This is a genomic window from Hymenobacter polaris (assembly GCF_012927305.1).
Taxonomy (GTDB): domain Bacteria; phylum Bacteroidota; class Bacteroidia; order Cytophagales; family Hymenobacteraceae; genus Hymenobacter; species Hymenobacter polaris.
The window spans coordinates 772,445-795,796 of sequence record NZ_JABBGH010000002.1 but is presented as its reverse complement, the minus strand read 5'-3'; the positions used below and the strand labels follow the sequence as shown (position 1 = coordinate 795,796).

The 23,352-nt window shown below is 61.9% G+C and carries 16 protein-coding genes; 6 read left to right on the top strand and 10 right to left on the bottom strand.

The genetic code is table 11. The features are described 5' to 3' along the window. Positions 1 to 53 precede the first annotated feature (53 nt). From rplI to priA, 4 genes are all read left to right on the top strand, one after another. Entirely contained in the window at positions 54 to 497 is a 444-nt protein-coding gene (rplI, locus tag HHL22_RS13670; RefSeq protein WP_169531914.1) for a 50S ribosomal protein L9, read from the top strand. A gap of 167 nt (positions 498 to 664) precedes the next feature. Next, entirely contained in the window at positions 665 to 2,875 is a 2,211-nt protein-coding gene (locus HHL22_RS13665; RefSeq protein ID WP_169531913.1) for a GSCFA domain-containing protein, read from the top strand. A gap of 93 nt (positions 2,876 to 2,968) precedes the next feature. Further along, positions 2,969 to 5,029, top strand: a complete 2,061-nt coding sequence (locus HHL22_RS13660) for a thioredoxin domain-containing protein (RefSeq protein WP_169531912.1) — start codon at positions 2,969 to 2,971, stop codon at positions 5,027 to 5,029. Positions 5,030 to 5,232: 203 nt separating this feature from the next. Then, positions 5,233 to 7,779: a replication restart helicase PriA gene (priA, locus tag HHL22_RS13655; protein ID WP_169531911.1), complete on the top strand. Its 2,547-nt coding sequence runs from the start codon at positions 5,233 to 5,235 to the stop codon at positions 7,777 to 7,779. Between the two features lie 77 nt (positions 7,780 to 7,856). On the opposite strand, the gene HHL22_RS13650 is transcribed toward priA, so the two are convergent. Continuing rightward, on the bottom strand, positions 7,857 to 8,528 hold the full coding sequence (locus HHL22_RS13650) for a hypothetical protein (RefSeq protein ID WP_169531910.1): 672 nt from the start codon (positions 8,526 to 8,528) through the stop codon (positions 7,857 to 7,859). A gap of 231 nt (positions 8,529 to 8,759) precedes the next feature. Between HHL22_RS13650 and HHL22_RS13645 the strand changes: the two genes are divergently transcribed. Further along, positions 8,760 to 9,545, top strand: a complete 786-nt coding sequence (locus HHL22_RS13645; RefSeq protein ID WP_169531909.1) for a class I SAM-dependent methyltransferase — start codon at positions 8,760 to 8,762, stop codon at positions 9,543 to 9,545. A gap of 140 nt (positions 9,546 to 9,685) precedes the next feature. On the opposite strand, the gene HHL22_RS13640 is transcribed toward HHL22_RS13645, so the two are convergent. The 7 genes from HHL22_RS13640 to HHL22_RS13610 form a co-directional block, all read right to left on the bottom strand. Beyond that, positions 9,686 to 10,885: a glycoside hydrolase family 130 protein gene (locus HHL22_RS13640; protein WP_169531908.1), complete on the bottom strand. Its 1,200-nt coding sequence runs from the start codon at positions 10,883 to 10,885 to the stop codon at positions 9,686 to 9,688. Between the two features lie 88 nt (positions 10,886 to 10,973). Beyond that, positions 10,974 to 12,053 (bottom strand): LamG domain-containing protein, encoded by a 1,080-nt coding sequence (locus HHL22_RS13635; protein ID WP_169531907.1) that lies wholly within the window; start codon positions 12,051 to 12,053, stop codon positions 10,974 to 10,976. 57 nt (positions 12,054 to 12,110) lie between these two features. Next, positions 12,111 to 13,607: a RagB/SusD family nutrient uptake outer membrane protein gene (locus tag HHL22_RS13630; protein ID WP_169531906.1), complete on the bottom strand. Its 1,497-nt coding sequence runs from the start codon at positions 13,605 to 13,607 to the stop codon at positions 12,111 to 12,113. A 25-nt stretch (positions 13,608 to 13,632) separates the two neighbouring features. Further along, positions 13,633 to 17,115, bottom strand: coding sequence for a SusC/RagA family TonB-linked outer membrane protein (locus HHL22_RS13625; RefSeq protein WP_169531905.1), 3,483 nt, complete (start codon positions 17,113 to 17,115; stop codon positions 13,633 to 13,635). A 64-nt stretch (positions 17,116 to 17,179) separates the two neighbouring features. Next, positions 17,180 to 18,238 (bottom strand): FecR family protein, encoded by a 1,059-nt coding sequence (locus HHL22_RS13620; protein ID WP_169531904.1) that lies wholly within the window; start codon positions 18,236 to 18,238, stop codon positions 17,180 to 17,182. A gap of 144 nt (positions 18,239 to 18,382) precedes the next feature. Continuing rightward, positions 18,383 to 18,961 (bottom strand): RNA polymerase sigma factor, encoded by a 579-nt coding sequence (locus tag HHL22_RS13615; RefSeq protein ID WP_169531903.1) that lies wholly within the window; start codon positions 18,959 to 18,961, stop codon positions 18,383 to 18,385. Between the two features lie 119 nt (positions 18,962 to 19,080). Further along, positions 19,081 to 20,370 carry an aminopeptidase P N-terminal domain-containing protein gene (locus HHL22_RS13610; RefSeq protein ID WP_169531902.1) on the bottom strand — a complete coding sequence of 430 codons (1,290 nt, stop codon included), beginning with the start codon at positions 20,368 to 20,370 and terminating at the stop codon, positions 19,081 to 19,083. Between the two features lie 99 nt (positions 20,371 to 20,469). Between HHL22_RS13610 and HHL22_RS13605 the strand changes: the two genes are divergently transcribed. Further along, entirely contained in the window at positions 20,470 to 21,132 is a 663-nt protein-coding gene (locus HHL22_RS13605) for a phosphatase PAP2 family protein (RefSeq protein ID WP_169531901.1), read from the top strand. Between the two features lie 11 nt (positions 21,133 to 21,143). On the opposite strand, the gene HHL22_RS13600 is transcribed toward HHL22_RS13605, so the two are convergent. Beyond that, on the bottom strand, positions 21,144 to 22,193 hold the full coding sequence (locus HHL22_RS13600) for a serine hydrolase domain-containing protein (protein ID WP_169531900.1): 1,050 nt from the start codon (positions 22,191 to 22,193) through the stop codon (positions 21,144 to 21,146). A gap of 72 nt (positions 22,194 to 22,265) precedes the next feature. Next, a complete protein-coding gene (locus HHL22_RS13595; RefSeq protein ID WP_169531899.1) occupies positions 22,266 to 23,333 on the bottom strand; it encodes a fatty acid desaturase family protein in 1,068 nt (355 codons plus the stop codon). Positions 23,334 to 23,352: the final 19 nt, after the last annotated feature.

Sequence of the window (23,352 nt, the reverse complement as noted above, 5' to 3'; positions counted from 1 at the left end):
ACCTTCGGTCAGTTTAGCACTTACACATTTAGAAGTCACAATTTCCAACAACCATGGAAGTAATTCTGAAAGACGACGTTAAGGGGCTGGGCTACAAGAACGACCTCGTAACGGTACGGCCAGGCTACGGCCGCAACTACCTGCTGCCGCAGGGCCTAGCCATCGTAGCCGACAAGTCGGCCAAGAAAATCGTGGCCGAGAACGTGCGCCAGGCCTCGCACAAAGCCGAGAAGGTGAAAGCTGATGCCCAAGCCGTGGCCGACCAAATTGGCGACCAGGTATTTGAGTTGCCCGCCAAAGTGGGCGAAACCGGCAAAATCTTCGGCCGCGTGACGACTCTGCAACTCGCTGAAGCACTGAAAAACAAGGGTATCGACGTAGACCGCAAGCGCTTGAGCTTCGACCAGGAGCCCACGGCTGCTGGCGACTACACGGCTACCGCTAGCCTGCACAAAGAGGTGAAGCACACGGTAAACTTCCGCGTAGTAGCTGCCTAGCTGTTACGCAGCGGCTGTTAGCCTGCATTGCCGCTATCAAAGCCCCAATGGGTGGCCTTATCAACCGATAAGCCGTCTATTGGGGCTTTACGCCTTTTATCGACGTGGCCAGCTACTGGCGGGCCGCTTTCGGCCAACAGCTATATCAAGGGTTACCTTTGCCAGGAATGTTTCGGACTGAATTGACGATTGCGCCGCAGGAGCGGCAATTGCCCCGCTCGGCGCGGGTGCTAACGGTGGGCTCGTGCTTTGCCGATAGCATGGGCGAGCGGCTACGGCTAAATAAGGTAACTGCGCTGGTGAACCCGTTCGGCACGGTGTTTCAACCGCTGGCACTGGCGAAATTGCTGCGCGCCGCCGCTGGCGAAGCGCAGGACTGGCAGCAGCACGTAGTAGAGGCGCGGGGCCGCTGGCAGAGCTTTGACTTTCATGGTACCCTAGGGGCCGATTCGCCGGTGGAGCTGCTACAAACTATTCAGCAGCAGGTGCAGCGCGTGAGCGACTTTTTGCGCCAAACTGATTTGGTGGTGCTAACGCTGGGCACAGCCTGGGCCTACCGCCTGCGCGAAACCGACGAGCTGGTGAGCAACCTGCACAAGCTGCCGGCCCAACTATTTGAGAAGGAGCTGCTAACGGCCGACGAGATTGTAAATGGCCTGGCCGAAGTGCACGCCCTGTTGCGCCGCATCAAGCCTGATATTCGCATTGCCTTGACGGTGAGTCCCGTGCGCCATCTGAAGGATACGCTGCCGCTGAACGCGGTGAGCAAATCGGTGTTGCGCGTGGCTTGCCACTACCTGAGCGAGCTATTGCCGGGCGTGAGCTACTTCCCGGCGTATGAGCTGCTGAACGACGACTTGCGCGACTACCGCTTCTACGCCAGCGACATGCTGCACCCGTCGGAGGCGGCGGAAGAGTATATCTGGGACCGGTTTGCCCGCGTGTATTTCGACGCCGATTTTGGGCGCTTCCGCAAGGAATGGGCCGCCGTGCGGCAGTCGCTGACGCACCGGCCGCTGCACCTAGGGGCTCCCGAGCACCGCACCTTCCTCGACCAAACGGCCGAGCGCCTGGAGCGCCTGCTGAGCCAAGGCGTGGAGGTGCGCCAGGAGCTGCGCGATGTGCAGCGCCAGCTGGCTGCCTTACCGCCGCCGCGCCCCGCCCGCCAGCCTGAGCCACTAATCGAAGACGACGGTGAGGAGCGCATTGATATTGGTGGCGAAGAAACTACGCACCTAGCTGCTCCTAGCCTTACTGCTCCGCTGGAAGACCAGCGCCCGGGCCGGGGCCGCAACCGCCGGGGCCGGGGGCGCGACCGTGACCGCCGCCCAGAGCAGCCGGCAGCAGCGCCCGCTGAAGCAGCGGCGGCAGACTACGCGGTGGAGATGCCTGACGAGCTACCGGAAGAAGTACTTATCGGCGATGAGCTGCTGGAAGAGACTCCGGTCGAGAGTGCGGCGGCGCTGGAACCTGCCGGTCTAACCGAACCAGACAGCGCTGGCCCTTATCCGGCCAAGAAAAAGAAGCGCCGCTCGCGAGGCGGGGCCAAACGCACGGCCCGCAAGAACGCTGCCCGCCTGGTAGCCGAGCAGCTGCTCGATAATGCGGAAAATTTACCAATTGACGAGGCTACAGGCGCAGTTGATGCCGGCCCCGCCGAGGAGTTGTCGCTGCTGGCTGCTGAGGTAGCCGACAACCTGCTGGCCGCCGAAACTACCGACGAGCTACCGCCGACGGCTCCGCCCGATGAGCAAGCCCCGTTGGTATCGGAGCCGCTGCACGAGCCGGTAATTGAAGCAACTCCAGCCGACGAAACTGAAGCCGACGAAATTGTAGAGGCTACGCCGGTGGCTGCGCCGGTGCGCAAGCGCGGCACTGGGCCCACGCCCAAAAAGTCGAAGGTCATCACCAAATCGAGCCAGGTGAAGCGGCCCAAGCGCGCGAGCCTGTTTCGCAGCGCGGGGCCCGGCCGCCCGGCGAGTGGCGAAGTTCCAGCGGTCGCCACGGCGGCCGACGCTGAGGTATCAGAGGCTACCAACCCGGCTCCTATTATTTCGACGCCCATTTTGCCAGAGGTCTTGCTAGAACGGCCCGCCGTGGCGGAGCTAGTAGAAAATCCGGCCGTACTGGCTACCGATGGGCAACTACCCGCCGCAGCCACACCAGCCAAGCCCCGGCGCGGCCGGCCCAAGGCCACGCCAGCGACTGCGGAAGCGTCGCCACCCGCTGCTGCCACTCCTTCGGCTGCCGATGCTGCTCAAACGTCCCCTAGGCCCAGGCGCGCCGCCAAGCCCAAGGCAGATGGCAGCACCACCCCCCGCCGCGGCCGGCCGCCGGGCAAAAAGACTCCACCCGCCGCGGAAAATTCTGCTGGCTAGCCCAAACAGAAAACCCGGCTTCGTTGGCCGGGTTTTCTGTTTAAGTACCCCTAGGGCTGCCGGCCCACTTCTTTCCTCACGCAACAGTTTCGCATGTCAGCTTCTGCCCACCCCGACCGCCCCACCAACCGCCTGGCCGACGAAACCAGCCCCTACCTGCTGCAACACGCCTACAATCCGGTGGACTGGTACCCTTGGGGCCCGGCGGCGTTGGCGCGGGCCCAGGCCGAGCAGAAGCCCATCCTCGTGAGCATCGGCTACGCGGCCTGCCACTGGTGCCACGTGATGGAGCGCGAGTCGTTTGAGAATGAGCAGGTGGCGCGCGTGATGAACGAGCACTTTGTGTGCATTAAGGTGGACCGTGAGGAGCGACCCGACGTGGATCAGCTCTATATGGATGCGGTGCAGGCGATGGGCATTCAAGGTGGCTGGCCGCTCAACGTGCTGCTGACGCCCGCCGCCAAACCCTTCTACGGCGGCACCTACTTCCCGCCCGGCAACTGGGTGAAGCTACTCGAGAGCGTGGCCCAGGCCTACGCCGGCGAACACCGCGCCGAGCTGGAGGGGTCGGCCGAGCGCTTTGCCCAGGTGCTGCAAACCAGCGAGTTGGCCAAGTACGGCGCCAGCGGCACCCTAGGGGGCGCGGTGAACGATGAGGACTTCAAGCTGCTGGTGTATAACCTAAGCCAGCGCTTCGACCGCGAGCGGGGCGGCACCAACCGAGCCCCCAAGTTTCCGATGCCTAGCATTTGGCGGTTTTTGCTGCGCACCTACCACATTACGGGCAGCGCGCAGGTGCTGCGGCAAGCTAACCTCACGCTGCGCGAGATGGCCTGGGGCGGCCTCTACGACCAGGTGGGCGGCGGCTGGGCCCGCTACTCGGTCGATGGCGAGTGGCTGGTGCCGCACTTCGAGAAAATGCTCTACGATAACGGCCAGCTGCTGAGCCTCTACAGCGAGGCCTACCAGGTGACGCAGGAGCCGCTGTACCGCGAGGTGGTGTACCAAACGGTGGCCTGGGTGCGGCGCGAGTTGACTAACCCCGAAGGTGGCTTCCATTCGTCGCTCGACGCCGACAGCGAGGGTGAGGAAGGCAAATTCTACGTGTGGACCCGCGAGGAGCTGCAGCAGGCCCTAGGCGACGAGGAGCCCCTGGCGGCCGCCTACTACAATTGCACCGGCGTAGGCAACTGGGAGCACGGTCGCAATATTTTGCACCGCACGCTGCCCGATTTCGACTTTGCCCAGCAGCACGACCTCACGCCCGAAGTGCTGGCCGAGCTGGTGCGCGGCTGGCACAAGAAGCTGCTGGCCGTGCGCGCCCACCGCGTGCGTCCCGGCCTCGACGACAAGGTGCTGACCGGCTGGAACGCTTTGATGCTGAGCGGCCTAGTGGCAGCCTACCGCGCCTTCGGCGACGCGGAGTTTCTGCAGCTAGCGCTGCGCAATGCCGAATTTCTGCAGCAGAACTTACGGAATGGCACGCGCCTGTACCGCACCTGGAAGAATGGCCGCGCCACGATAAGCGGCTTTTTGGAGGATTATGCCCTGGTGATTGAGGCCTACCTGGCGCTGTACGAAGCCACCTTCGACGAAACCTGGCTGCGCGAGGCCGAAGCGCTGACGGGCTACGTGCTAGACAATTTCTTCGACTCCACCGAACAGCAGTTCTTTTACACCGATGCCAGCGCCGAGCCGCTCATTGCGCGCAAGAAGGAGCTGTTTGACAATGTGATACCCGCCTCCAATTCGGTGATGGCCCACAACCTACTGCGCCTGGGCCGGCTGCTCGACAACGATGAATACCAGCAGTTGGCCGCCACCATGCTGCAGCAGGTGCAAGCCCTAGTGATACAAGAGCCCCAACACCTCACTAATTGGGCCAGCCTATATGCGGCGCTGCTGCGGCCGGGTGCCGAGGTAGCTATTGTAGGCAAAGACTTTGAGACGTTGCGCCGGCAATTGAGCCAGCATTTTCTGCCTACCGATGTACTGGCCGGCGGCCCTAGGGCCAGCGAGCTGCCGCTGCTGCAGCACCGCGGCGAGGCTGGCCGCACTACCATTTACGTGTGCCGCCACCGCGCCTGCCAGTTGCCGGTGCACTCGGTGCCCGAGGCCCTGCAACAGCTGGCGCTACCCGAGGCGCCAGGGTAACCACAAATTAAAAAGGCGGTCATGCTGAGCTTGTCGAAGCATCTCTCCCGCGTTGCTAATTCCAACGTCAGGAATTACTTGTGCGGGAGAGATGCTTCGACAAGCTCAGCATGACCGCCTTTTTGTATTTATAGCTCCTACCCTAGGGCACTTTCGCTAAGCCCTGGGGTTATCTTTACTATTCGCCGCTGCCCGAGTATCCCGTGTCGCTTACGTTTGAATTTGCCTCGCCTGCCCCCGTGCCCACGCCCGCGCCCGACCGCGTGACGTTGTTCGTGGACGTGATTTTGCCCCTGCCCCTGCCCAAGCTCTACACCTACCGGGTGCCCTACGAGCTGAACGACAGCGTGGTAGTGGGCGGGCGGGTAATCGTGCAGTTCGGGCCCAAGCGCACGCTCAGCTGCATTGTGGCCGCCGTGCACGAAACGCCGCCCAAGGAGTACCAGGCCAAGTATATTCTGGAGTTTATCGACGACGCGCCGGTAGTGACGCAGCCGCAGCTCAAGCTCTTCCGCTGGATGGCCGAGTACTACCTCTGCACGCTGGGCGAGGTCATCAACGCGGCGCTGCCCGCGGCGCTCAAGCTCTCGTCGGAGTCGCGCATTCAGCTGCACCCCGCGTTTGCGGCCGAGGGCTCGCCCTACCCGCTCGACGACAAGGAGCAGCGCATTGTGGACGCGCTAAGCGGCGAGGATGGCAAGGCGCTGACCTTTACCGAGGTGGGCGACCTCCTAGGGGTGGCTTCGTTCCACAAGGTCATCAAGTCGCTGATGCAGAAGGATGTTATCTTTCTGTTTGAGCAGCTGGCCGACAAATACACGCCCAAGGTGGTGAAGAAGGTGCGCCTGGCCCACCGCTACGTGAGCGAGGCGGCCGTGGAGCAGCTCTTCACCGAGTTTGCCAGCAAGGCTAAGCAGATTGACGTGCTGCTGAAGTACTTGCAGCGCGTGCCGGTGCACCGCGACGAGCACCTCAACCAAGCCGGGCTGGAAAAAGCGGCTCTCACCAGCTCGCCCCATCTCTCGCCCTCGGCCGTGAACACGCTGATTAAGAACGGCGTGCTCGAGCAGTTCGACCAGATTGTGTCGCGTTTCCCGCTCGATGAGAATCCGGTGGCGCAACTGCAGTTTCAGCTCAACGAGGCCCAGACTACCGCGCGCAACGAGGTGCTGGACTTGCTTACGCGCAAGGAAATCGTGCTGCTGCACGGCGTCACGGGCTCGGGCAAAACTGAGATTTACATCGACCTGATTCGCAATGCGCTCGATGGCGGCGGGCAGGTGCTGTATCTGCTGCCCGAAATTGCCCTCACGGCCCAGATTGTGACGCGGCTGCTGCGCGTGTTCGGCACGCGCCTAGGGGTATACCACTCCAAGTTCTCGGACAACGAGCGGGCTGAAATCTGGAACGGCGTGCTCTCGGGGCGCTTCCAGGTGGTGGTGGGCGTGCGCTCGGCGGTGTTTCTACCGTTTGATAACCTCTCGCTTATCATTGTGGACGAGGAGCACGAGAGCAGCTACAAGCAGTACGACCCCGCCCCGCGCTACAACGCCCGCGAGGTAGCCCTGATGATTGGTAACTTCCAAGGCGCCAAGGTGCTGCTAGGCTCGGCCACGCCGGCCGTGGAGACTTACTACATGGCTCGGCAGGGGCGCTACGGCCTCGTGACGCTGAGCAAGCGCTTTGGCGAGGCCGGCATGCCCGATATTGAGCTGGTGGACACCCGCAAGCTGCGCGAGGCCAAGAAGATGCACAACCACTTCTCGGCCGACTTGCTGGCCGCGATGGAAAGCAAGATTGGGCAGCAGGAGCAGGTGATTCTGTTTCAGAACCGGCGGGGCTACGCGCCGGTGGTGGCCTGCCAAGACTGCGGCTACATTCCGAAGTGCCAGAGCTGCGCCGTGAGCCTCAGCTACCACAAGCACGCCCACGAGCTGCGCTGCCACTACTGCGGCTACCACGAGGGCATGCCCACGCAGTGCCCGGCCTGCGGCTCGCGGGCGCTGCGTACCCAAGGCTTCGGCACCGAAAAGCTGGAGGACGACCTCAAAATCATGCTACCCCAGGCCAACGTACAGCGCATGGACCTGGACACGACCCGCGCCAAAAATGCCTACCAGCAGATAATCGGCGACTTCGAGCAGCAGAAAACCAACGTGCTGGTAGGCACCCAGATGGTAACAAAAGGCCTAGATTTTGAGAATGTTAGCTTGGTGGGCATCGTCAACGCCGACGCCATCATTCACTACCCCGACTACCGGGCGCATGAGCGCGCCTACCAGATGTTTGTGCAGGTGAGCGGCCGGGCCGGGCGCAAGGGCAAGAAGGGCAAGGTGCTGATTCAGACCGCCGACACCACGCAGGTGATTTTCGACAAGGTGATTCGCAACGATTATCAGGAGTTTTACGAGTACGAGATAGCCCAGCGGCGCGAGCACGAGTACCCGCCCTTCACGCGCATGATACGCCTGACGGTGAAGCACATGGACCAGGAGCTAGCCCAGAAGGCCGCCATTCGGCTAACCCAGGAGCTGACGGAACGCCTAGGGCGCGGGCCGGTGCTGGGGCCCGAGGCACCGTACATCTTCCGCATCCGCAATTTCTTCCTGCAGGAAATCCTCATCAAGCTCCCGCGCGAGCACATGGTGCTCAAGCAAGCCAAGCTCGACATTCTGGCCGCGATGGATGTGGTGCGCGACCAGAAGGAGTTTAAACAGGCGCGCCTGGTGGCCGATGTGGACCCCATGTAGGCCCTAGGGCCCGGCCCACGAAAAAGCCCCGACTGCGCTAGGCAGCCGGGGTTTTTGCTTTTTTGCTTAGCTGGGGCCTAGGCCTCGTCGAGCACCCACAGCAGCAGGAACACCAGGCCGATAACGATAAAGATGACACCCAGCACGTAGAAGATGCCGGCAATGCCCCCCAGCAGCGTAAGGATGAGGCCAACCACGCCGAAGATGATGGCCGAGCGCAGGTTGCCACCTACGCGCGACGTGCTGGCCGCCGCGTCGCGCTGCTTGAGCTGGGGCGACTGAGCTGCCAGCTTGTTAAGCTGCTTGCTGATTTTTTTCAGGGCCAGGCGCTGCACCAGGTTCAGCTTAGCAGGTGCGGCCGAAGCGGCTGCTACTGCTGGTTCGGGGGCTAGGGGCGCGACCGTCGGCGCTACCGGAGCGGCGGCCACCGGGGCCGGGGCGGCTACCACCGCAGCCGGAGCTGCTGCTACGGCTGCCGGGGCTTTCGCCGCTGCTTTGGGGGCAGTAAGTACTACCTCGGGGGCGAGCGCGGTAGCGGCCGACTCAGCTGGGCTGGCAGCCGGTGCGGCTGCTTGCGGATGGGCGGCCACCGGGGCCGAGGGGCGCGCAGCAGAAGCGACGGGCGCTGTGCCCAGATACGAGGCTGAGCGCGGCAACATAGCGTATTCGGCGCGGTTACAGGCACCTAGGGCCAGCGAGCCGGCCAAGGCGAGGGCTGCTCGACGGAATAAAGAGAAAGAAGTAGGCATAAGGTGAAAAAGTAAAGGGTGATTCAAAGGTGTGAAAGAAAAACGGCCTCTCTACGTTAGCTAGCGTGAAAGCAGTTGAAAAAACCAGATTATTTTGCCAGTGAAAGATAGCTGCCTGGGCAATATTATTGAATAAGAGCCCACAAGCTGACCGAACGCGGTGGCGGGCTTTTGTGTTTGCTTCGTGCTGCGGCCCAGCTTGCGGGGCCGTTTCTCCTTGTTGTTTCCTTTATGAAGTATACCGTTGCAGTATGGGCCGGCCTAGGGGCCCTGGCGGCAGTGGGGGCTTGCACCCAGCTACCCCTCGAATCGAGCGCCGCCGCCTCTACCACCGCCTTCCGGGCTAGCCCTCGCACGCCGCCCCCGCCCGATTCGGCGGGTTACGAGCGCCGCGCGCCCCGCGACCCCAACGGCATTGGTCTTTACTACCAGGGCCGCCAGATTGCCCACGTGATGGGCCACGAGGGCGCCGACTGGCTGGAGCGCGACGACCGCCCCCAGGACGAAGGCACCGACCTGCTGCTAAAGGAACTGGCCCTAAAGCCCACCGACGACGTGGCCGACATTGGGGCGGGCACCGGCTACTTCTCGTTTCGGATGGCGCGGCTGGTACCGCGCGGCGAAGTGCTAGCCGTGGATATTCAGCCCGAAATGATAATCGAGCTAAAGCAGCGCCAGCTCAAAAACGGCCTGGCCAACGTGCAGCCCACCCTCGGCACCACTACCAACCCGCACCTGCCCGCCAACAGCCTCGACCTGGTGCTGATAGTAGATGCCTACCACGAGTTTGACCACCCGCGCGAGATGGGCCGCGCCATTGCCCACTCCCTGCGCCCCGGCACCGGCCGCCTGGCGCTGGTAGAGTACCGCGCCGAAGACCCCAACGTGCCCATCAAGGCCATTCATAAGATGACCGTGGCGCAGGCCAAAAAGGAGATGCAGGCCGTGGGTCTCAAGCTGGTGCAGCTCGATGAGCAATTGCCCCAGCAGCACCTCATGTTCTTCCAGCGGCAGTAAGCGTTACTGGTCGGTCAGCCCTACAAAGGCGGTCAGGCTGAGCTTGTCGAAGCATCTCTGCCGCGCAGTATCGTCCGGTAGAGATGCTTCGACAAGCTCAGCCTGACCGCCTTTTTTATGCCCTAGCCCTACCGGCGGCCCTAGGGCGCCACTGGCCGGGTAGCCACGGCAATTTTCGAGTCGGCGGTGCCGTAGTACAGAAACCACTTGTTGTTGTAGCGGGCCAGGCCTTCCAAAAAAACTACCTGGTTTACCTGGCCGGTAATTTCGTAGGGCTGGTCGGGGCGCATGAAATAGGTATCCATGCGCTGCAGCAATTTAGTGGGGTCGTCTTTGTCAAACAGCGCCTGGGCGGCCGTATAGGTACCTTCAGGCAGGGTTTTATCGCCATAGGCGGGCACGTTGCGGCTGTTGTAAATCAATCGGATACCCTGGTCGGTGAGCATGGCCGGAGGGCCCGACTCCACCAAGTTGCTGTCGAACTTGCCTTCGCGGGTGGGCAGCACCACTTTCAGGTCGGGCACGGTCAGGGCCTGGTCGCGCAGGGTCACGGGCGGCTTCTCGCCGGGGGCCATTTCTATCGGCGTCCAGTTGATGAGGTCATCGGATGTGGCCAGCCAAATCTGCGCGTCGCCCCAGTACATCCAATACTTGCCGTTGATTTTGGTGGCCACGATGCGGCCGTCATCCAGGTAGCGCGACACGATGGAACCCGATTTACTCCACTTGTTCACATACTTTTCGTTGTAAGCTTTCGCGAATACGCTGCCGTATTTGGTCCAGTGCACCAGGTCGGGTGACGAGGCTACCAGCAGCCGAGCTAACTTGCCGTCGTAGCCGGTGTAGGTCATGTAGTAGACGTGGTTTTCGTCTTCTACCACCCTAGGGTCCTCGGTACCGCCGGGCCACTCGTACTGCCTCTGCGCGTCGTTAGCGGGATAAAAAACGGGCGCTACCTGCCGGTCGAAATGCAACCCATCGGTGCTGGTGGCCAGGCCGATGCGCGACGTTTTGCCCACGTTGCCCGACACCAGGTTTTCGGCCCGGTACAGCATGTAGATTTTGCCGTCTTTTACTACCACGGCGGGGTTAAACACGTCCTTCTCCTCCCAGTGAATAGCCTGGTTCAGAATGGGGTCTTGAAACACGCCCACTGGGCTAGGGCCCATGATGGGGTTCGCGGCGTCTTGCTTGGTAAAATCGACCAGCTGCCAACTAGTGGCGGGCACGGCGCCGCTGCCCGCCGCCTGTGAATCGGTCTTTTTGGCGCAGCCCAGCAGTGCGGCCAGCGCCAGGGTGGCGCCGGCCGCCAAGGCCTGGTAGCGAGGGAGATAAGTCATGGGGCGAAAGAATTGAGTCAGAAAAAAAGGACCCGCCGCCTGGTGTGCTGGGCGGCGGGCCCCTTGGGGCGCTAGCCAGCCCTAGGGCCTACTGCGTGCTTTCGATGGTGTAGATGGAAGTCACCTCGGCATCCGACAGGGCTTTGTTGTAGATGCGGATGTCGTCGAGGCGACCCTTGTAGTAGGCGGCACTGTAGTATTGGAAGTAGTCGGCCGCCTGCCCGCCGGTGGGCTTGCTGTTGTACACGTCTTTGGGTAGCTGCTGGCCAATGGCGAGGTTCACGTTTTGCGGGGCGGCCGTCAGGTTGCCGGTCACGTCGGTGTAGGTTTTGATGAGCTTGCCGTTGATGTAGAATTTCATGGTGCCGTCCACGTACGACGAGGCCACGTGCGTCCACGTATTCACGGCCACGATGCCCGAGTCGTCGTCGCGGTCCGAGATACCCTTGGTGGTCGTCACAGTCAGGAAAGGCTTACCAAAATCCTGCAGCTGAAACTTGTAGCTGTTCCAGCGGTTCAGCGACACGATGTAGTTATCGGCATTGTTATCAAAGCGGTACACCCAGGCGCTGATGGTAATCGCCTGCGGGTTGAGGGACGCTTTATAGGGAATTTCGATGTAAGCTCCTTTATTGAACTCATACGCCTGGTTGGCATTGCCAAAGCGGTCGGCGGCCAGCACGGGCAGCTGCCCACCGTCGCCGGGGGCCGTGGCCGGGCCAGTGGGGCCGGTTTTAAGGGTGCCATTGTTACCGTTGGTGGTAGCGTCGTTGGCGTTGCCATTGAACTTGTACTGAGCCATGAGGTTGGCTACCGACACTTCCTGAATGAGGCTATTTTGGAAGGTAGCCGCGGCGCGGCGCAGGTTGGCCAAAGCCGTGTTCACCGAGGCCTGGGTGGCAGCAGCGTCGTTTTTGGTGGTGGTGGCCAGGTCAATTGAGGTTTTCAGGGTAGCTTTCGAGCCCGAGGCGTAGGTGCCGGGTTTGGTGCCTTCCACTGCGGCGCTGTAAATTGTATTCACCGAGTCGATAACGCTCGACAGCTTGGTTTTGTCGGCCGTTACCGTCGGGGTGGTGGAGTCGTCTTTCTTGCACGCCGAGAACATGGCCGTCAGGCCCACGAGCAGCGCCGAAAGCAACAGCAGGTAAAAATTATTAGTCCTTTTCATAAGGAAGGGGGAAAGTGGTGGGAAAAAAGAGAAGGCACAAAAACTACTGCGCTAGCATCAGATACCCAGCTTCTTATTGGTATCGCGCTCGCTCTGCGGAATGGGGAAGTACTTGTTGCGGGCGTAGTTGAAGTTGGGCTTGTCGCGCAGGGCCTGGGTGGCGTAGGCCTGCCCGTAGCGAATGAGGTCGAAGAAGCGCTGAAACTCGGTGGCTAGCTCCGAGCGCCGCTCGCGCCGAATGGCGTCGCGCAGCGTGCTTTGGTCGGTGGTAGTGATGTCGGGCAGCAGGCCCGTGGGCACGGTGCCGGCCTTGGGCAGCGAGGTGTCGTAGAGGTAGCTTTCGCGGGCCCGCTTGCGCACCTGGTTGAGGGGCACCAGCGCCGCCGTGCCCTGCCCATTCTCGTTCAGCGCCTCGGCCTGAATGAGCAGCACCTCGGCGTAGCGAATGGCTTGGAAGTTGAGGTTGCCGTCGCCCTTAATCGAGGCGGGCACCTCGCTCAGGGGCTGCACGTGCTTCTTAGAGAGGTAGCCCGTGCTCGACCAAGTGGTGTCGTAGGCTACCCCAAAATAGTCGTGCCCCTTGCGGGCAATGGTATAGTCGAGGCGCGGGTCAACGACCCCAGCCGACGACACTTCGTAGTTGGCTACCAGGCTTTTGGTGGGGTAGTAAAAGCCGTAGCCATTCTGCTGGCGCGGAGCAAACCACTGGTTGAGGCTGTTGCCCTGGCTGGGGCTGAGCAAGCTGGTGTGCAGCACCGAGAAAATGGCTTCGGAGTTGATTTTGGTGGCCGCCCGGAAGTTGTCAGCAAACACCGGTAGCAGCTTATAGCCTTGGGCCGTTACTAGCTGGGCGGTGCTGGCGGCCAGGGCCCATTTCTTCTCGTAGAGGTAGGTTTTGGCCAGCAGCGCCAGCGCCGCGCCCTTGGTGGCGCGGCCCACGTCGGTGCCCGTCCAGCTATCGGGCAGCAGCTTGGCGGCGTCCTGGCAGTCGGCTTCTACCTGCGCAAAAATCTGGGCCTGGGGCACCACCGGGCTTTGCAGCTCCTCGGGCGTGCTCACGGCCAGGTGCAGCGGAACATCACCGTAAATGGTCGTTAGCTGGAAGTAGTACCAGGCCCGCAGAAACTTGGCCTGCCCTACCGATTGGCTTAGCACGGCAGCGCTCACGGCCGTATTGCTGGCGGGCAGCCCGTCGAGCACCACGTTGCAGCGAAACACGCCGTCGTAGTCGCGCTTCCACTGGGCCTCCACGGCCGCGTTGATGGGCGTAATGTTGAAGCTTTGGATGTTGTCGAAGTCGGCCTGGTCGCCGGGGTTGCTGCCCTTCAGGGCATCATCCGAGGCCACGTCGCCCAGCACCCACAGCACGTTGCTGGACGCATCGCGGAACGAGAGGGGCACGTAGGCGGCGTTCACGGCCAGCTTGGCGTTCACGTCGGAGGTAAAGAACTGCCCGGCCGTGTACTGCCCCAGCACGGGCTGCTCCAGGTAGTCTTTGCAGCCGGCGGCCAGCAATAGCAGCCCTAAGCCGAGAAAATAAGTGCGCGGTTTCATACGTAATTTATTGTTTATAAATTGATTAGAAACCAGCATTGATGCCCACCGTGAAGGTGCGCGCCGAGGGGTAGTTGCCAAAGTCGATGCCCACGGCCCGCACCCCGTCGCCGAGCGAATTGTTGTTCACGCCCTGCTCGGGGTCTAGACCCGTGTAGCGGGTGAAAGTCAGCAGGTTCTGCACGCTGGCGTAGAGCCGCACCGACGATACGCGCAAGGGCGCCAGCAGCTTGTCGCCGAAGGTGTAGCCTACTTGCAGGTTCTTGAGGCGCAGGTACGAGCCATCTTCCAGGAAGCGGGTGGAGGGCTGCTTATTGTTGGTGGCGCCCGTCCACGACAGGCGCGGAAACTCGTTAGTGCTGCCCTCGCCGGTCCAGTAGTGGGTGGCGGCGCGCTCGGTCAGGTTAAAGGCGCGGTAAAAGCCCTCGATGTCGGTATTGACCTGATTGTAGAGCTTGTTGCCGTGCACGCCCTGGAAGAACACGCTCAAGTCCAGGTTCTTAAAGCGCAGGCTGCCCGTCACGCCGTAGGTAATCTTCGGAATGGGGCTGCCCACAAACGTGCGGTCGTAGCCGTTAATCACGCCATCGGGCACGCCGTCGGGCCCGCTGATATCCTTGAACTTCACGTCGCCCGGCTGGATGCCCGGCCCCTGGTAGGCGCTGGTGAATACCTGCTGCGCGTTCTGGAAAATACCGTCGGTTTGCAGCAGGTAGAACGAGCCGATGGGCTGGCCCACCTGCGTGAGGGTGGCGTAGTAGTTGTTGTCGATGCGCCCGCCCACGATGGGGGGCGCCCCGGCCAGCGAGGTCACCTCATTGTGCAGCGTGGCTAGGTTGCCGCCTATGCTGTAGCTCCAGTTGCTGCCAATGGTGTTGCGGTAGTTCAGCTCCACCTCCAGGCCTTGGTTGCGCACGCTGCCGGCGTTGGCGGCCGGGCTGCCCACTTGCCCGCCGCTGGGCGGCTGCGGCAAGAATTGCAGCATGTTGGAGGTGTTCTTAATAAAGTAGTCTACGTTCAGCTGCAAGGCGCCTTTTAGCAGTCCCACGTCCAGGCCCACGTCGGTTTGAGTGCTGGTTTCCCAGCGAATGTTGGGGTTACCGGTAGTGGTGATGGTGAGGCTTTGGGTCGAGACGCCCCCTAGGGGATAGTAGCCGCCATTGTTGATGAGCGAGGCGTAGGGGTAGTTGCCAATGGCCGAATTACCCAGTTGGCCCACGCTAGCGCGCAGCTTCAACTGGTTGAGCAGGTTCACGTTGCGCATAAATTCCTCCTGCGCAATGTTCCAGCCCACCGAGCCCGAGTAGAAGCTTTGGGCCCGCTGCCCCGGTGAAAGCTGCGACGAGGCATCGCGCCGGAAGTTGGCGCTGGCCAGGTAGCGCCCCCCGTCGAAGTCGTAGCTCACGCGCCCAAAGCCCGACAGCAGCGCCGAGTGCGACTCGCCCCCGCCGTTGAGCTGCACGCCGGTGCCGCTGTCTAAGTACTGAAACGTGGTGGACTGGTCGGCGTAGCCCGTGCGCGAGGCCGAAATAGCCTGCTGGTCGAAGTGCAGCGCCTCTGAGCCTACCAGAAAGTTGACGGTGTGCTTGCCCAGCACCAGGTCGTAGGTAGCCGTGTTGGTCCAGTTGTAGTTGAACTGCTTGGCGTTGGACTGCGCCAGCTGGGGCGGCGAGTTGAACGAGCGGTCGATGCCGAAGGTCTTGAAAAACTGCTTGTAGTCGGTGATGTTGAACGTAATACCGTAGTCGGAGCGGATGCGAAAGTGGTTGAAGGGCGTCACTTCCAGGTAGGCGTCGCCGATGATGCCGTAGGTGTAGAAGTTGCGGTCGGCCGCGTCGGCCAGCGCCACCGGGTTGATGCCGTCGCCGAAGAAGGCCGCGGCGTTGGCACCATTAATTTTAGGTAAGTCTACAAACTGGCCCTGGTCGTTGTAGACGGGCGTGGCGGGCGTGCGAAATAAGGCGTAGCGCACAATGCTGGCGCCCGGGTTGCCGGCCCCGTAGCCATCACCCGATGAGCCTACCTGCCGGGTTTTGGCATACGAGAGGTTGGCGTTGGTGCCAATCTTGACGTATTTTGAGAGGTTGCTACTGATGGCCGTGCGCAGGTTGTAGCGCTCATACGACGAGTTCTGAATCAGCCCTTTCTGGTTAAGGTAGCTGCCGCTCACGATGTACTGCGAGTTTTCGTTGCCGCCGCTCACGTCGAGCTGCAGGCTGTTTTGGGCGGCCGGTTTCAGCACTTCCTTCAGCCAGTTCACGTCGGGCAGCGTCGGGATAACGGCGGCCGGAATCGGGTCGCGCCCATCGTTGGCAGCCGCTAGATTGTAAGCATTCACATACTGGGCGGTATTGGCCATCTTGATGAGGTTGGCCGCCGTTTGCACGCCCGTGTAGGCGTTCAGCGAGAGGCGCGCCTTGCCCGATTTGCCGCGCTTAGTGGTCACCACTACCACCCCGTTGGAGGCCCTAGCCCCGTAAATAGCCGCCGAAGCCGCGTCCTTCAAGATGTTAACGCTCTCAATATCAGCCGGCGCAATCTGGTTGATGCCATCCTTGGTGGGCACCCCGTCGATGATGTAGAGCGGGTCGTTGTCGTTGATGGTGCCCACGCCCCGAATGCGCACCGCGATGGGGTCGCCGGGCGCGCCCGTGGCGGCCGTAATCGCCACGCCGGCCGCCTTGCCCTGCAGTATCTGGGCCACGTTGGTCACGGGTAGGGCGTTGATGTCGCTGGCCTTTACCTGCGCCACGGCGCCGGTCAAGTCCGACTTGCGCTGCACGGTATAGCCCGTTACCAGCACCTCATCCAGGCTTTTGGTATCGCCCCGCAGGGTCACGTTCAGCTGGGTGCGGCCCCCTAGGGCTATCTCCTGCGTCACGTAGCTGATGGAGGAGAACACGAGCGTGGCCGTGGCATCGGGCAAGCTCAGGGTGTAGTTGCCGCCCACGTCGGTGGTGGTGCCGTTGGTAGTGCCCTTCACCACCACCGTCACCCCCGGAATGGGCTCGCCCTTTTGGTCGATTACCTGGCCCTTCACCGTCACGGCGGCCGGGGCAGTGGCGGCGTCAGGGGTCTTTTCGGGGCTGGCCGGGCCTAGGGATGCCGTAGCCGTAGCCGCTCCTGCAGGCATGGGCAGGGCCGAGCGGGCATTTTTCGGCACCGAAATCAGGTACACGTTATGCTGGGTTTTCTCGACCTGCAGGCCGCACATGGCCACCACGTAAGTCAGTTCCTGCTCCCAGGTGCTAAACTTGCGGGCCTCCAGGTTCACATATTTATCCTTCACCACCTCGCTGCGGTAAAGGAAAAACGCGTGGTGCTCGGCCTTCATGTGCTGCAGAATGCTTTCGAGCGAAGTGCCGCGCGCAGTAGGTGGGGCCGTGGGCACCGGGCCGGCTTGCTGCTCGGCCCGGGCCATAGCCAGCACGGGGGCCTGCGCCTGGGCCGGCCGGGCTGCCGCGAGCAGAGCGGGCAGCAGCGCAAACCATCGGGTAGAGATGACCATGGGGTGGGAAATGGAAAGCGTGAGAAAGCAAGGCAACCGCGCGCCGGCTGGAAAACCGCCGCGCTTATTTCAGCCACACGTGGCTACCTTGACGGCGCACCGGCACATCCAGGATTTTACCGAAAGCGGCCAGCAGGCCGTCGAGGTCGTGGGTGGGCAGCGCGCCCGTCAGCTTCTGGCGCAGCAGCTGCGGGTCATCTACCGTAATGGTCAGGCCGTAAGCATCTTGCAGCATTACTACCAAGTCGGCCACCGGCAGGTCGGTGAATTCGAGCTGCCCGCTCACCCAAGCCGAGTAGAGGCGGGCGGCCACGGGGCGCTTGCGCAGCGGGGCGGCCGGCGTGGCGGCATCGTACTCGGCCAGCTCGCCAGGCTTGAGCAGCAGCCGCGCCGCCGTGCTCTGCGGTCGGCTCAGCTCCACTTGGCCCGTGCTCAGCACCACTTCGGTGCGGCTGCCCCGGCTGAGCACCGTGAACTGGGTGCCCAGCACGGCCACGTCGAGCGGCCCGGCGTGCACGGTAAACTTCACGCTGTCGGGCGCTTGCGGCACGGCTTTCACTTCGGCCGGCGCCAAGTGCCGCACGTCGAAGTAGGCGCTGCCGCGCAGCCACACCTCGCGGGCCTGGCCGGCAGGCCAAGTGGCCGCCAGCGTCAGGGCCGAGCCGCTGTTGAGCACCACCTGCGAGCCGTCGGGCAGCTGCACTTGGCGCTGTTCGCCGGGCAGGGCGGCGTAGCGGGCGTAGGTGGGGGCCGGGGCCAACCGCCCCCACCAGCGCAGCCCCACCAGCCCTAGGGCCACTACGACTGCCAAAGCCCCTACCCAGCGCCAGGCGCGCCGGCTACTGCGTAGGTGCGGCGCGGCAGCTGGGCGGGCAGTGGGTAGCAGGCTGCGCCGCAGCTTCTGGGTTTCGTGCTGCCGCAGGGCGGCGGGCGCACCGGGGCGGCGGGCAGTGCGCAGCAGCTCCAGCACGGCCATGGCCTCGCGGGCGGCAGCTTCCTGCGGCGGGTGCTGCGCCAGCCATTGCTGCCAGTGCTCCCCGGCCGCGGGGTCGTGGCCCAGCACGAACGCCTGGAAGGATTCGTCGGCCAAGAAGTCTTCCGTCGAGTAGTACTGGTACTGCATAGGCCGGCGCGGCAGGGTAGTTGGGGTCGGTTATCGTCCCCCTTCCCTACCACTACAGGGCTAGTCGGCGTTTATACTCTACTCAATTGCAAATTTTCTTCACTTTTTTCAAGCCTGCTTTCCTTGCTTTTCTATAAGCAGCCCCTAGGCCCCCAGCAGGCACAATAGGGCCAGCGAGGCCAGCATCACTTGGCGCAGCACTTGCAGGGCCCGGAAAATGAGGTTGCGCACCGACTGGGTGTTGAGCGACATCACCTCGGCGATGCGCTCATAGGGAAAACCGTCGAAAAAGCGTAGGTAAAGCGCCTCGCGCTGCCGCTTCGAGAGCTGGTTGAGGGCGGCCAGCAGGCGGTGCTGCTGCTCGGCGTCGGCCTGCTGGCTTATCAAAAACTCCTCGTGCGAGTACGTTACCTCGAACGAGTCGGAATAGGCGGGCAGCAAGTGGCGGTGGCGGCTCCACCGCTTGGTTTCGTCGCCCAGGTGGCGGCGCAAGGCTTTGAACAAGTACGTCTTCACCACCGGGGCCGCCCCAATGCTGGCGCGTCGCCGCCACAACTGCTGAAACAGATTCTGAATGCAGTCCTTCACCAGCTCCTCGTCGCTGGTCAGCTTCCGGCCGTAGCTATACAGCGCGTCGTAGTTCGCGTCGAATAGTGTTGCCAGCGCCTCCGCATCGCCCCGGCGGAAGGCGTCCCAGAGTTGCGCGCTGTGCTCGTCGGTCATGGCTTGCCGGGCGGGGCTAGGGAGTACGTTTGGGCTAAGGTAGCACCCGCCCCGCCGCCCCGCCAACGGCAGCCGGGCCGGCGGCGCCCGCTAGCAACCGGCCCGGTCTAAACGCCGGTCTACTTGCGCATCAGGCGCTCAATATCAGCCAGCTCCAGCGGAATATCGGCCATCAAATCCTCATTGCCGCCGGCCGTGAGTAGGAAGTCGTTTTCGAGGCGGATGCCTAGCTTCTCCTCCCGAATGTAGATGCCGGGCTCGATAGTATACACCATGCCCGGCTCAAACACGCGGTACTTGTAGCCCACATCGTGCACGTCGAGGCCCAGGTAGTGGCTGGTGCCGTGCGGAAAATACTTCTTGTAGAGCGGCGCGTCGGGGTTCTGGTTGCGCACGTCGCTGGCGTTCAGCAGGTCCAGCTTAATTAGCTCCTGCTCCATCATTTCGCCCACCTCCTTATGGTAGGCCTCAATATGGTGTCCGGGCACCAGGCGGCTCTGGCAGAAGCGGAATACCCGCAGCACGGCCTCGTACACTTGGCGCTGCCTAGGGCTAAACGTACCATTAACTGGAATGCTGCGCGTGAGGTCGGCCGCGTAGTTGGCGTACTCGGCGCCGAAGTCCATGAGCAGCACGTCGCCATCCTGGCACTGCCGGTCGTTGCTGATGTAGTGCAGAATGGTGGCGCTGTCGCCGCTGCCAATGATGCTGGTGTAGGCCGGCCCACGCGAGCCCGCGCGCACGAACTCGTGCAGGATTTCGGCCTCTACCTCGTACTCCCACACGCCCGGCCGCACGAAGCCCAGCACTCGCCGGAAGGCGTTGCCGGTGATTTCGGCGGCGCGGCGCATCAGCCGGATTTCCTCGGGGCTCTTGATGGCGCGCAGCTGGTGCGTGAGGCGCGCGGCGCGGCGGTACTGGTGCAGCGGGTAGCGGGCCTGCAAGTCCTTGATAAAGCGGGCGTCGCGGGTTTCCACTTCCACCACCGAGCGGATGTGCTCGTTGGCGTTCAGGTACACGTACTCGGCCTCGTTCATGAGCGCCGCCAGCACCGCTGGGAAGGCGTCGAGCCACATCACCGTCTGGATGCCCGATACCTCGCGGCCCTGCTCCTTGGTCAGCTTATAGCCTTCCCACACCAGAATATGGTCCGAGGTTTCGCGCAGGAACAGGATTTCGCGGTGTTTTTCCAGCGCCGCGTCGGGGCAAATGAGCAGGATGGTTTCCTCCTGGTCCACGCCGCTCAGGTAAAACAAGTCGGTGTTTTGCTTGAGCGCCAGCGTGCCGTCGGCGTTGGTGGGCAAAATGTCGTTAGCGTTGAAAATGGCCAGCGACTGCGGCGGCAGCAATTCGCGGAAGCGGCGGCGGTTTTCAACAAACAGGGTGGGGTCGATGGGGCCGTAGCGCATGGGCAGAACGAGGTTTTCGGGTTGCGGGCGCAAGTTACACCTTGGCCGTAGCGCTACTTAAAACGGACGTAGCCAACTTTGCGGCTTATTCGCTCCGCCATGCTCCGGCACGTCCGCCCCTTTTTGCTGCTCTATTTTGCGCTGCTGGCCCTGGTAGGCGGCGGGCTGCTCGCCACGCCCCGGCACACCCTTTTCTTCTGGGTCAACGGCCACCACGCGCCGCTGCTCGACCAGTTTTTCCGGCCCTTCACCAACGTGGGCGACGGGGCTTTTTACGTGCTGGTGTGCCTAGGGCTGCTGTTCGTGCGCTTTCGGTGGGCGCTGTTGGGCTTCGTATGCTTCGCCGTTACGTCGCTGGCGGCGCAGGTAGGCAAGCACCTTATCTTCACGGGGCACCCTAGGCCGGCGCGCTACTTCCAGGAGCACCCCGGCTACCCGGCCCTGCACACCATAGAGGGCGTGGTGCTGGGCACGCTCAAGAGCTTCCCGTCGGGGCACTCTACCTCGGCGTTCTCCGTGTTTTTGCTGCTCGCTTACCTGGTGCGGCGCAAAGCCTGGGGCTACGCATTCGTGCTGCTGGCGGCCCTCACGGCCTATTCGCGGGTATACCTGGCCCAGCACTTCGTGGAGGACGTATTCGCGGGTTCCGTGCTGGGCACCGGCCTCACGCTGGCGCTGCTGGCGTGGCTGCCGGGCTGGCTCAACCGGTACCCTATGGCTTGGTATGACTACCGCCTGCAGCTACGGGTAAAGCGGGGGTAGCTTTTGATAACTCAAAAGGCGTTGTATACTTTATCGCCAAACTTCTCTAAATCTGCTTGGTCGGTATTGGTTAAGATGATGACAACCTTTGTAAAGTCTTTATCAGTGAGCAATACAGAGTTAAAGCCATCAATACTCCCGCGGCGTTCTAAAATGGGATGGGCTACCATTTTGTCGTTGTAAAAGAAGCCGATGGTCGGGTAACCGCGGGCGTAGTCCAGGAAGTTGGCTTGCTGTGGCTTAAGTAAGTACTCTGCACTGGTCTTGGCCGATAGCAGCGTATGTGCTTTCAAGCCTTGCACGAGCTTGTATAGGTCGGCGGTAGTGGAGTAGAGTGCGCCAGCGCCGGCGTAGTTAGCTAAATACCGGCGGTCGTTGCGAAGCGTATCCTTCGCGCTGCCGTTCCCAAACGTGTAATTATGGTAGCCATACGCTAAACGCGGAATAATACGCGCTTCGGCAATCACCCCCGAATCGTGCATCTGCAACGGCGTAAGAATAGCAGCTTGCACTACTGCGGCAAAAGGCTTCTTCGTGACCATTTCCAGCACGCGAGTAAGCACGATATAGTCCACGTTATTGTAATTGAATGCCGCCACCTGCTTGGTGCTATCCTTCGCCACAAAATTTCGCACGAATTCTGCCGTAGAGTAGGCGGCCTGGTAGGCTTTGACCGGCTCGTTCTTCAGGCCAGAAGTATGCGTGAGAAGCTCCCGAATGGTGATAGCCCGGCAAGCCACTGGTAAATCGGGCAGGTAGCTGGCCGCCCTGTCATCGAGCTTGAGCTGGCCTTTTTCTACGAGTTGCAATACTAGAATGGCAGTAAACAGCTTGGTCATTGACGCGATAGGAAACCGCGTATCAGCGTCGATAGGAACTCCGAATTGAAAGTTGGCGCTACCCCGATTGACTTGCGAAACTACCCGGCCATTTCTCACGGCGAGCAGCGTTCCGTTAAAGTGACCTGCCTCGTATTCCGCCGTGGTGAGAGCGGCGATTTTATTTTGCGCAAATGCCTGGGTGGCAAGCGCAAGTAAACACACAAAAAGAAACCGCCTCATGGAAAAACGCGCTACTGGCTGCCCTAAAAGTAGCTGACAGCAGTTCCAGAAGCGGATGTCAGTCAGTCTTTGCTACGCCATCGCCGGCACCACTTCCTCCTGCCGGATGCGGCGGGTGCGCGAGCGCAGCAGCGCGACCACTTCGCTTTCGGTGCGGCTGGGCCCGTCTAGCTCCACGTAGTGGCGGGCCAGCAGGTCGTAGCGCTTGCCCATGAGGAAGAAGAATATGTGCAGGAAGTGGATGCCATCAAATACAATGGCATTGTTATCGACGTACTCCTGCACGTTCTTGCGAAAGTGCGCAGGGTGCTCGGTCCAGTGCATGGCCGGCTTGAGGTGGTGGCTAATGTGGTAGCCGTCGTTCCAGCACTTGTGGTTGTAGTTGGTGTTGATGCACGTCACGCTGTTGGTGTAGCAGTTGTCGGGGCTTTCGGGGGCGACGAACGCGTGCTGTGCCCAGTTGCCCAGCATCATAATTAGGCGCGAGAGCACAAACGGCACCACAAACACCCCAATGGCCGCCGGCAGGTTGACGAAGCACAGCCCCACGCCCAGCAGCACGTACACCACCTCGCCCCGCAACGCGCGCCACGCCAGCGCGGGCCGGTTGCGCTTCCGGAAGTAGCCGCACAGCCGCACCACGCCTAGGGCAAAAAAATCGCCGAAGTAGCGCAGAAAGCCCCACACCGAGTCGCGCTGGTAGTAGATGGTTGAGCTTTCATCGTCGGGCATGTTGTTTTCGGGGTGGTGCATGCCCAGGTGGTGCACGAAGTACGTTTCGGGCGTTTGGCCAAACAGCGGCCCGATTACCCACGGAATGTAGTGGTTGAGGTAGGCGTACTTCTTCTTAAACAGCAGGCGGTGGCTGGTGCAGTGCAGCATTAGCCCAAACGAGCCCTTGTAGCGCGCCAGGCTCAGGTACAGAAACAGCCCTAGGGCCACCCACCACGCCCAACCCGTGAGGGCGGGCACGAACAAAGCTACTGCCAGCGGCAGCACCGTGAGCGAGAGCTTTAGCAGCAAGTGGGCAAACGGCAGGTCGCGCTTGTCTTGCAGGTAGTTCAGCAAGAAAGCATCGAGCCGCGAGGGGTTGGTGACTTCCGTGTAAACGGGGTCGGTAGAAGCAGTCAGTAGCTTCATAGGGCAAAGTAGTAGAGGG

Bases quoted from the DNA above. Each gene is read 5' to 3' on its own strand.
- HHL22_RS13605 (WP_169531901.1), top strand. From the start codon at position 20,470: ATGCTCCGGCACGTCCGCCCCTTTTTGCTGCTCTATTTTGCGCTGCTG.
- HHL22_RS13660 (WP_169531912.1), top strand. From the start codon at position 2,969: ATGTCAGCTTCTGCCCACCCCGACCGCCCCACCAACCGCCTGGCCGAC.
- HHL22_RS13645 (WP_169531909.1), top strand. From the start codon at position 8,760: ATGAAGTATACCGTTGCAGTATGGGCCGGCCTAGGGGCCCTGGCGGCA.
- HHL22_RS13635 (WP_169531907.1), bottom strand. From the start codon at position 12,053: ATGAAAAGGACTAATAATTTTTACCTGCTGTTGCTTTCGGCGCTGCTC.
- HHL22_RS13630 (WP_169531906.1), bottom strand. From the start codon at position 13,607: ATGAAACCGCGCACTTATTTTCTCGGCTTAGGGCTGCTATTGCTGGCC.
- HHL22_RS13600 (WP_169531900.1), bottom strand. From the start codon at position 22,193: ATGAGGCGGTTTCTTTTTGTGTGTTTACTTGCGCTTGCCACCCAGGCA.
- HHL22_RS13625 (WP_169531905.1), bottom strand. From the start codon at position 17,115: ATGGTCATCTCTACCCGATGGTTTGCGCTGCTGCCCGCTCTGCTCGCG.
- HHL22_RS13650 (WP_169531910.1), bottom strand. From the start codon at position 8,528: ATGCCTACTTCTTTCTCTTTATTCCGTCGAGCAGCCCTCGCCTTGGCC.
- HHL22_RS13595 (WP_169531899.1), bottom strand. From the start codon at position 23,333: ATGAAGCTACTGACTGCTTCTACCGACCCCGTTTACACGGAAGTCACC.
- HHL22_RS13615 (WP_169531903.1), bottom strand. From the start codon at position 18,961: ATGACCGACGAGCACAGCGCGCAACTCTGGGACGCCTTCCGCCGGGGC.
- HHL22_RS13665 (WP_169531913.1), top strand. From the start codon at position 665: ATGTTTCGGACTGAATTGACGATTGCGCCGCAGGAGCGGCAATTGCCC.
- rplI (WP_169531914.1), top strand. From the start codon at position 54: ATGGAAGTAATTCTGAAAGACGACGTTAAGGGGCTGGGCTACAAGAAC.
- HHL22_RS13610 (WP_169531902.1), bottom strand. From the start codon at position 20,370: ATGCGCTACGGCCCCATCGACCCCACCCTGTTTGTTGAAAACCGCCGC.
- HHL22_RS13640 (WP_169531908.1), bottom strand. From the start codon at position 10,885: ATGACTTATCTCCCTCGCTACCAGGCCTTGGCGGCCGGCGCCACCCTG.
- HHL22_RS13620 (WP_169531904.1), bottom strand. From the start codon at position 18,238: ATGCAGTACCAGTACTACTCGACGGAAGACTTCTTGGCCGACGAATCC.